Raw genomic sequence first — 8347 nt, forward strand, 5'->3', positions numbered from 1 at the left:
GGACGGAGAGGATGCAGGCGAACAGGACGGAGAGGACCACAAAGGGAGCACGGGGCACGGCCGACACGTCACGCACACCTCGGAAACCGGGTGCACACGGCGCCCGCGTGCCGGATCATGGCGGCATGCCTGCGAACCCACACGACGCTCTGCCGATCCGGCTCACCGTCGACGACTCCGACTCGCCGTCCGACGTCGTCGACGCGCTGTTCCTCGGCCGCTTCGCGACGGGCGAGCAGCCGTACTCGCACGCGGCGAACATCGACCGCGTACGCTCCGGCGTCACGCTCCTGCCGCCGGGCGCCCGGGTGCTGCGGGTGGCCCGCGACGACGACCGCAGCGCGACTCTGGCGGAGGGCGACGGCTGGACACTGCTGATCTCCCGCTGGAACCGGGGTGCCGACGTCACGGTCACCGCGACCAGCGCCGAGCTGGCCGCGAAGGTGCTGGACCAGGCGACCGACGGAGCGGCGGACGAACCGGAGCCGCAGCCGGAGAACGTGACGATGGGCTTCTGGTACGTCTCCCCCAGGCGCGGCCCGCACCGCACGACCCGTCAGATCTCGGCGGGCACGTGGGACGAGGTACGGGCGAACTACACGGCACCGGTGGCGAACGCGATGGACCGCCTGATGAAGACCACTCCGGAGGACATCGCGGGCCGACTGCTCCTGCTCCACGGACCGCCGGGCACGGGCAAGACGTCCGCCCTGCGCACCCTGGCCCGCTCCTGGCGGGACTGGTGCCAGGTGGACTGCGTCCTGGACCCGGAGCGGCTCTTCTCCGACGTCGGCTATCTGATGGACATCGCGATCGGCGAGGAGGACGCGGCGGGCAAGGGCCGCTGGCGCCTGCTCCTGCTCGAGGACTGCGACGAGCTGATCCGCGGCGAGGCCAAGCACACGGCGGGGCAGGCGCTGTCCCGGCTGCTCAACCTCACCGACGGCCTGCTCGGCCAGGGCCGCAACGTCCTGGTGGGCGTGACGACCAACGAGGACCTGGAGCGCCTCCACCCGGCCGTGGTCCGCCCCGGCCGCTGCCTGGCCCGCATCGAGATCGGGCCGCTGACCCGCCGGGAGGCGGTGAACTGGCTGGGCACGGAGGAAGGTCTCCGGCGCGACGGGGCGACTCTGGCGGAGCTGTACGCACTGCGCCGGGGCACGTCCCCGACGGCGCTGCCGGAGCCGCGGGGCAGAGTGGACGCGGGGCTGTACCTGTAACGGGCCCCGCCTGTCGGCCGGTGCTTTGATGGGCGTATGACCCTGTTCGTCGGGACGTCGGGCTGGCAGTACAAGGACTGGCGGGGCGTGCTGTACCCGGAGGGGTGCCCCACGCGGCTGTGGCTGGAGGAGTACGCGGCGGCCTTCGCCACGGTGGAGATCAACAACGCCTTCTACCGGCTGCCGACGCGGGAGACCTTCGAGGACTGGCGGGAGCGCGTCCCGCCGGACTTCGTGGTCGCGGTCAAGGCGAGCCGCTACCTGACCCACATCAAGCGCCTGAAGGACCCCGAGGAGCCCGTGCACCGCCTGATGACCCACGCGGCGGGCCTCGGCGACCGGCTCGGACCGGTGCTGCTCCAGCTGCCGCCGACGTTGCGCGCCGACCCGGGGCTGCTCGACGCCTGCCTCGCGTGCTTCCCGTCGGGTACGCGGGTCGCGGTCGAGCCGCGGCACGAGACGTGGTGGATGCCGCGGGTACGCAAGGTCCTGGAGTCCCGGGGTGCCGCCCTGTGCTGGGCCGACGTGCAGGCTCGTCCGGTCACGCCGCTGTGGCGCACGGCCGACTGGGGCTACGTCCGCTTCCACGTGGGCCGCGCCCACGCCTGGCCGCACTACGGCCGACGCTCGCTGGAGACCTGGGTCGACCGCATCGCGACCACCTGGCCGGACGACCACGACGTGTACGCGTACTTCAACAACGACCCGAACGGAGCGGCGGTGGAGGACGCGGTGGTGTTCGGCCGGGCGGCTTCGACAGCGGGCCTGACGGTGACCCGCACGCCGCGGCAACTCTCGCCACGCCGCTGATTGCCGTCCTCGCGCCGCTGCTTGCTCCTAGTCCCCGTAAGCCGCCCGCAGGGCATCCCGCACGGCAGCAAGCGCCGCATCCTCGTCCAACCCCAGCCGCCGCACCCGCTCGGCGTAAGCCCGCGCAGCCGCCGCCGCTTCCCGCTCCGCGGCCGAGCCGGCGGCAGCCACGAACGTTCCGTTGCGCCCCCGCGTCTCGATCACCCCGTCCGCCTCCAGCGCCCGGTAGGCCTTGGCGACGGTGTTCGCCGCGAGCCCGAGCGACTCGGCCAGTCCGCGTACCGTCGGCAGCCGGTACCCCACCGGCAGCGCCCCCGACCGCGCCTGCTCGGAGATCTGCGCCCGCACCTGCTCGTACGGCGGAGCGCCGTCATCAATGTGGATCTTCAAGGTCACGGGTCGATTGTCCCGTACCCGCCGGAAAACGAGAGGCATCCCGCCGGGTCTCCCCCGTAGCGTGCGCCTTCATGACTGTGACCGTCCGTGACCTCCGCCCCGACGCACGGGCCGACCTCGAGGGCTTCGCCCGCGTCCGGCACCTCGCGCTCCCCTTCATGCTGTTCACACCGGACTCCGTCGCCTACGACCTCACCCACATGCACCCCGACGCCCACTACCGGCCTCTCGTCGCCGTGGAGGACGGCGAGGTGATCGGCACGGCCCAGGTGCACCTCGTCCACGACAGCCCCGAGCCCGGCCAGGGCAACGTCAACGTGTACGTGCACCCGGAGCGCACGCGCCGCGGGGCCGGCGGGCTCCTCGTCCGCGCCGCCGAGGAGCACCTGGCCGCCCGGGGAGCGACGAAGCTGTTCGCCTGGGTGCTGGACGAGCCGGACAACCGTGCCTTCGCCGAGCGGCACGGCTACCGCGCGAGCCGGTCCGCGCACTTCCTCCGCCTGGACCTGGCACACGGCACGCTCCCGCCGCTGCAGGACCCGCCGCCGGGCGTCGAACTGCGCAAAGGCTCGGACTACGCCGACGACCCGCGGCCCCTCTTCGAACTGGACGCGGAGACGACGGCGGACGAACCGAGCGACGTCGACTTCCAGTTCACCGACTACGAGGCCTGGCTGGCGGAGACCTGGAGGCACCCGCTGTTCAGCCCGGAGCTGACCTCGGTGGCGGTGGTCGACGGCCGCCCCGCCGCCTTCACCCTCGCCCGCACGGACGGCGCCACCCGCTACGGCACCGCCATGACCGGCACCGCCCGCGCCTGCCGCGGCCGCGGCCTGGCCAAGCTTGCCAAGAACGACTCCCTGCACCGCGCCCGTGCGGCCGGGTTCACGGAGGCGTTCACGGGCAACGACACCGGCAACGGGCCGATGATCGCGATCAACAAGTGGTTCGGGTACGAGATCTGCGCGACGGAGGTGCGGTATGTCCGCGAACTCGGCTGAACCGGGAGGGCTCCTGGACGTCGTCCTCGTCAAGGGCGGCCGTACGAAGATCCGTTACGAGGCCGAGCTGCTCGCAGACGACGGCATCCGTATCGCCGTCCGCGCCCCGTGGGCGGGCGACGGCATCCGCGACTTCGGCTTCGTGCGCTTCGAACCGGGCGACGTCTTCACCGAGTACTACTGGCGCAACCGCTGGTACTCGGTGAAGGAGGTCCGCGACGCCGGAGGCGGGCTGAAGGGCTGGTACTGCGACATCACGCGTCCCGCCACGCGCTCCGGCACACAACTCGTCGTCGAGGACCTCGACCTGGACCTGTGGCGCTCCGCCGACGGCACGGACGTACGGCGGCTGGACGAGGACGAGTTCGCGGCGAGCGGCCTGCGGGAGACGGACCCCGCGGCCGCGACCGCCGCCGTGTCCGCGCTCGACGAACTCGAGACCCTGGCCCGCGGGGGCGGATTCGACGCACTGCTGACCTGACCCGTCGGCCCCTTCATCCACCCCGGTCTCACACGGTCGCCCCCACAGCGCACCACTCCCTCGGCTCAGACCGTCGCCACCACCGCGTACCGCTCGTCTTCCACGCCCCTCCCCCACAGCCGCGCATCGCCCGACAACCGCTCCACACGTGTGTGCTCCGCGAGCGGTGCGAGGAGGTCCGTGAGCCGGTCCGCCGGTATGCCGACCGGGCTGACCGTCCCCCACACGCCCTCGACCAGGACCAGCCGCCCGGCCGGGCGCAGCAGCCCCCGCCAGTGCCGCAACACGCGGTCGGGCTCGGGCAGCGCCCACAGCACGTGGCGGACGAGCACGACGTCGAAGCGCTGCTCGCCCACCGGCGGTGCCACCGCGTCACCGACGAGGAACACCGCGCCGCGCCCGGCGAGCTTGGCCCGCGCCCGCTCCACCATCGCCGGGGACAGGTCGACTCCGGTCACGCGGTGTCCCTGTTCGGCCGCGAGGAGCGACAGGCTGCCGGTGCCGCAACCGACGTCGAGGACGTGGCACGGGCGCTCCGGCAGCCAGGCGCGCAGCCGCTCGGCCCAGGCCGCGCGCACCTCCGGGTGGCGCATCCCGTGGTCCGGCTCGTCGTCGAAGTCGGCCGCCTGAACGTCCCAGTCGACGTAGACCGGGGTCGTTCCGTCACCGTCGGTCGTCATGTGTTCGTCCATGCGCCCAAGGGTGACACCCGCCACTGACAGTCGAATCGTGACAGCCGCCACAGACAGACCCGCACCGATGAGGAACTCTCGCCCGAAAGGTCTACCTCCGTGAGAACACGGAACCCGGTAGGCGTTGAAGGAGGCACGCATGCGGCGGATGACAGTGCAGAAGCCCCTGAGGAAGACGGACACTCGCCGGGTCCGTGAGAAAGCCGACGAGCGTCCCGCCGGACGGCCGGAGATCCGGAAGGACATCGCGCGCACCTGGTGGCCGGACGGGTGAGCAGGGCGAGCCGGGGCATGAAACGCGTCAGACCAGCCGCTTGCGGTAGTGGATGCGGTCGTAGGGCCCGTCCACTCGACGCTCGACGGCCTCGTAGCCGAACCTCGGATAGATCTTCTGGTTCTCCCACATCAGCGCGTTCGTGTAGAGCCTGACCTCGTGCAGACCCAGCGCACGCGCGCATGCGTCCACGAACTCCAGCAGCGAACTCCAGCAGCGAACCCCAGCAGCGAACTCCTGCAGCCGCCGCCCCACGCCCCTGCCGTGCGCGTCGGGGTGGACGGCGATGCTGTCGAGGAAGAGATGGTCCTCGTACGCCTCGATCACGACGAGACCGATCACGCGGCCCGTCCCGGGCTCCTGCGTGACGAACACCTTTCCCGCGGCCACGTTCGCCGCGTGGTCCGCCTCCATCGGCACCGGCACCCCGATGCGCGCGATGGAGGGGTGGTACGCCGCGTCGGTCACGGCCTTCACGGCCGGCACGTCGGCGGCGACGGCCGCCCCAATTCCTCGTTCGCCATGCCGCGCACGGTACCTACCTGAGCGCAGCCTCAGCACTCCCTTAACGCGAGCATAAGGATCTCCATCAGCCGCCGTCGGCAGGCGATTTCACGGTTCGTCGGGGCTAGCTTCTGATCATCCCCACGGGATCCGTCTCCCCGTATCAGGACCGTTCCGAGGAGTTCCCCCATGCCCGCACGCCGTAAGGCCGCCGCCGTCGCCGCCCTCGGCATGACCCCACTCGCCCTGACCGCGCTGGCCGCCGCGCCCGCGTCCGCGCACGGCTCCATGGGCGACCCGGTCAGCCGGGTCGCCCAGTGCTACGCGGAGGGTCCCGAGAACCCGAAGTCGGCCGCGTGCAAGGCGGCGGTCGCGGCCGGCGGCACCCAGGCGCTCTACGACTGGAACGGCATCCGGATCGGCGACGCCGGCGGGCGGCACCAGCAGCTGATCCCGGACGGCAGGCTGTGCAGCGCGAACAACGAGGAGTTCAAGGGCCTCGACCTGGCCCGCGCGGACTGGCCCGCGACCGGCGTGAGCAGCGGCTCGTACACCTTCAAGTACCGCGTGACCGCCCCGCACAAGGGCACCTTCACGGTCTACCTCACCAAGCCAGGCTACGACCCGGCCAAGCCGCTGGCCTGGGCCGACCTGGATCTGCAGCACCCGGTCGCGAGGGCCACCGATCCGGTCGCCTCGGGCGGCTTCTACACCTTCTCCGGCACGCTCCCGCAGCGCTCCGGCAAGCAGCTGCTGTATGCGATCTGGCAGCGCTCGGACAGCCCGGAGGCGTTCTACTCGTGCTCGGACGTCACCTTCGGCGGCGGCAAGAGCGGTGGCGGTGGTGGCAAGAGCGGTGGCGGTGGCGGCACGACGAGCAGCCCGTCCCCGGCTCCGACCGCGTCCGCTCCTACCGAGCAGCAGATCGAGGACGGTGCCGACAAGTCGACGATCGAGCACCACGGCCACGGCGACGACGACGCCCGTACGACGACGGACTCGACCAAGGCCGCGAACGGCGGGTCGGAAGCCACCGCAGCCGACCGGCCCAGCCGGCCCAACCGGCCCAAGGCGGCGGGCACGCCCGAGAACCTTGCCGAGACCGGCGGCGACGGCAGCACCCCGTACCTCGCGGTCGGCGGCGCGGCCGCCCTGGCGCTCGGCTCGGCGGCCCTGTTCGCCTCGGTCCGCCGACGCGCGGGGGACGGCGGCGGCAAGTGAGCCGAGGCGAATGAGCAAAAGGATGCAGTACGGCCGCTGACGCGGCCACCTAGCGCGGGGCCTGTCCGGCGGCTCAGGCCGGACAGGCCCCGAAACACACGTCAGCTGAACACCGACGCGCAGGTGGTGGCGGTGGCGTGCGCCGGGTCGAGGGCGTTGGCCACCTCGTGGAAGGCGATACGGTCGAAGAGCCCGATCGCCACGTGCTCGGACAGGTCGAGCGGGCACAGGTCCTGCAACAGGACGTTGCGCACGTCGGAACCGGTCAGGTACTGGGTGCGCCACGGCGTGGCCACCTCGTCGTACTTCGTGGCGATGACCGTGTAGCGGACGCCGGGTACGGTGTCGCCGCCGTCGTTGAGCTTGGCGAGGAAGGCGGACCCGGTTATCTGGTCGGCGAGGCCGGGGGTGGTGGCGGAGAGCAGGTCGCTCGCGCCCGGGAAGTACGGCAGCAGGTTGGTGAGGCCGCCCAGAGTGGTGCCGTGGTTGTCGGGTGCGATGCCGACGAGGGCGTTCACCTTGGCGGCTCCGCCGAGGAACTTCAGGTAGTAGCGGGGCATCATGCCGCCCTGCGAGTGGCCGACGAGGTCGGCCTTGGCGGCTCCGGTGGTGGCGAGCACCTTGTCGACGAAGGCGGACAGCTGCTCGGCCGACTTGTCGATGGGTCCGAGGCCGTAGAAGAGCGGGACGCCCTGCAGCTGGCCGTAGTCGAGGGAGTAGACGCAGTAGCCGCGGTCCTTCAGGTACGGCGCGAGGGACAGCCAGTTGTCGACGGAGTTGCCGAACGTTCCGTGGACCAGGACGACGGGGCGGGGGTGGTCGGTGGACGGCCGGCAGCTGTAGTTGTTCCAGCCGCTGCTGGGGGCGTCGGAGGCGTGGGTGGTGGCGGCGGGGACGGTAGCGATCGCGGCGGCCAGGAGCAGTGCGGCCAGGGGTCTCAGGGCGCGCTTCCAGGGCAGCATCGTGTGATCTCCTTGCGGCTCGAGGGGGGTGCGACGGCACTACGCCCAGTGATCCGGATCACGGGATGCTGTTCACTCGTCAAGTTACGGGCGAGTAGTGCAAGTGTGAAGTTACGCGTCAGTAAAAACTTCCAGTGGTAACCGGGATGTCCGCCGCCCCTGATGAACTGTCACCAGGCGGGCCGGATGAGACCGTAGGGCGCGATGCGCGCCAACCGCTCCCGCAATACGCACACTTCCCCCTCGCCGATCAGTTCGACCCATGCCTGCACGGCCTCGGCGGCCGCCTCTTCCGCCGCACGGGTGCAGGCCCAACCGCGCTCGGCCAGCACGATCAGCCGGGCGCGCGCGTCACCGGGATGCGGCCGCCGCTCGGCGTACCCCTTCCGCACGATCTCGTCGACGAGCTGACTCGCCGCCTGCTTGGTGACCCCGAGATGGGCGGCGAGCTCGGTGACCGTCGCACCGTCCGGAGCGAGCCGCGAGAAGGCGAAGCCGTGCGCGGGCCTGCGCAGGCGGCGGCTGTAGCGCTTGGGCCGGTGGAGGTTGCCGGTCCGGCGGCCGGAGTCGCGCGGGACGGGCACCAGCCCGGCCGCGGAAGCCAGGTGGCCGGCGTCCGCGTAGGCCGCGAGATCGCCCGCCGCGACGACGAACTCGGCGCCGAGGATGGGGCCCATGCCGGGCAGCGACTCGATGATCTCGGCCTGTGGATGGGTGCGGAACGTCTCGCTTATCTGCCGGTCGATGCGCTTGAGCCGGTCGTCCAGGGCCAGGATCTGCGCGGCG

11 protein-coding genes and 1 pseudogene are annotated in these 8347 nt (G+C 71.7%); 6 read left to right on the forward strand and 6 right to left on the reverse strand.

Going from position 1 to position 8347, the window contains the following annotated elements:
• The first annotated feature begins 125 nt into the window (after positions 1 to 125).
• Positions 126 to 1220: a DUF5925 domain-containing protein gene (locus tag ABZV31_RS13740; protein WP_355892408.1), complete on the forward strand. Its 1095-nt coding sequence runs from the start codon at positions 126 to 128 to the stop codon at positions 1218 to 1220.
• A gap of 36 nt (positions 1221 to 1256) precedes the next feature.
• On the forward strand, positions 1257 to 2030 hold the full coding sequence (locus ABZV31_RS13745; protein WP_355892411.1) for a DUF72 domain-containing protein: 774 nt from the start codon (positions 1257 to 1259) through the stop codon (positions 2028 to 2030).
• 27 nt (positions 2031 to 2057) lie between these two features.
• Here ABZV31_RS13745 and ABZV31_RS13750 read toward each other — a convergent pair whose 3' ends face one another.
• Positions 2058 to 2426 carry a GntR family transcriptional regulator gene (locus tag ABZV31_RS13750; RefSeq protein WP_355892414.1) on the reverse strand — a complete coding sequence of 123 codons (369 nt, stop codon included), beginning with the start codon at positions 2424 to 2426 and terminating at the stop codon, positions 2058 to 2060.
• Between the two features lie 71 nt (positions 2427 to 2497).
• On the opposite strand from ABZV31_RS13750, the gene ABZV31_RS13755 reads away from it, so the two are divergent.
• The gene (locus tag ABZV31_RS13755; protein ID WP_355892417.1) at positions 2498 to 3427 is read left to right on the forward strand and encodes a GNAT family N-acetyltransferase; all 930 of its coding nucleotides are present in this window, start codon (positions 2498 to 2500) and stop codon (positions 3425 to 3427) included.
• On the forward strand, positions 3408 to 3908 hold the full coding sequence (locus ABZV31_RS13760) for a DUF402 domain-containing protein (RefSeq protein ID WP_355892420.1): 501 nt from the start codon (positions 3408 to 3410) through the stop codon (positions 3906 to 3908). The genes ABZV31_RS13755 and ABZV31_RS13760 overlap by 20 nt, the downstream gene beginning before the upstream one ends.
• Before the next feature lie 65 nt (positions 3909 to 3973).
• Here ABZV31_RS13760 and ABZV31_RS13765 read toward each other — a convergent pair whose 3' ends face one another.
• Entirely contained in the window at positions 3974 to 4588 is a 615-nt protein-coding gene (locus ABZV31_RS13765; protein ID WP_355892462.1) for a class I SAM-dependent methyltransferase, read from the reverse strand.
• A gap of 151 nt (positions 4589 to 4739) precedes the next feature.
• On the opposite strand from ABZV31_RS13765, the gene ABZV31_RS13770 reads away from it, so the two are divergent.
• Entirely contained in the window at positions 4740 to 4874 is a 135-nt protein-coding gene (locus tag ABZV31_RS13770; RefSeq protein ID WP_355892423.1) for a hypothetical protein, read from the forward strand.
• A gap of 27 nt (positions 4875 to 4901) precedes the next feature.
• On the opposite strand, the gene ABZV31_RS13775 is transcribed toward ABZV31_RS13770, so the two are convergent.
• Positions 4902 to 5351 (reverse strand): GNAT family N-acetyltransferase, encoded by a 450-nt coding sequence (locus tag ABZV31_RS13775; RefSeq protein WP_355892426.1) that lies wholly within the window; start codon positions 5349 to 5351, stop codon positions 4902 to 4904.
• Between the two features lie 216 nt (positions 5352 to 5567).
• Between ABZV31_RS13775 and ABZV31_RS13780 the strand changes: the two genes are divergently transcribed.
• A complete protein-coding gene (locus ABZV31_RS13780; RefSeq protein WP_355892429.1) occupies positions 5568 to 6599 on the forward strand; it encodes a lytic polysaccharide monooxygenase in 1032 nt (343 codons plus the stop codon).
• A gap of 101 nt (positions 6600 to 6700) precedes the next feature.
• On the opposite strand, the gene ABZV31_RS13785 is transcribed toward ABZV31_RS13780, so the two are convergent.
• The 3 genes and pseudogenes from ABZV31_RS13785 to ABZV31_RS13795 all read right to left on the reverse strand — a co-directional run.
• Complete coding sequence (locus tag ABZV31_RS13785) at positions 6701 to 7561, reverse strand: alpha/beta fold hydrolase (protein WP_355892432.1); 861 nt, start codon at positions 7559 to 7561, stop codon at positions 6701 to 6703.
• A gap of 170 nt (positions 7562 to 7731) precedes the next feature.
• A complete protein-coding gene (locus ABZV31_RS13790; protein WP_355892465.1) occupies positions 7732 to 8076 on the reverse strand; it encodes a MarR family winged helix-turn-helix transcriptional regulator in 345 nt (114 codons plus the stop codon).
• A pseudogene (locus ABZV31_RS13795) lies at positions 8068 to 8347 on the reverse strand (transposase); the annotation flags it as partial. The gene ABZV31_RS13790 and the pseudogene ABZV31_RS13795, both read right to left, overlap by 9 nt.

This window comes from Streptomyces sp. NPDC005202 (assembly GCF_040608235.1).
Taxonomy (GTDB): Bacteria; Actinomycetota; Actinomycetes; order Streptomycetales; family Streptomycetaceae; genus Streptomyces.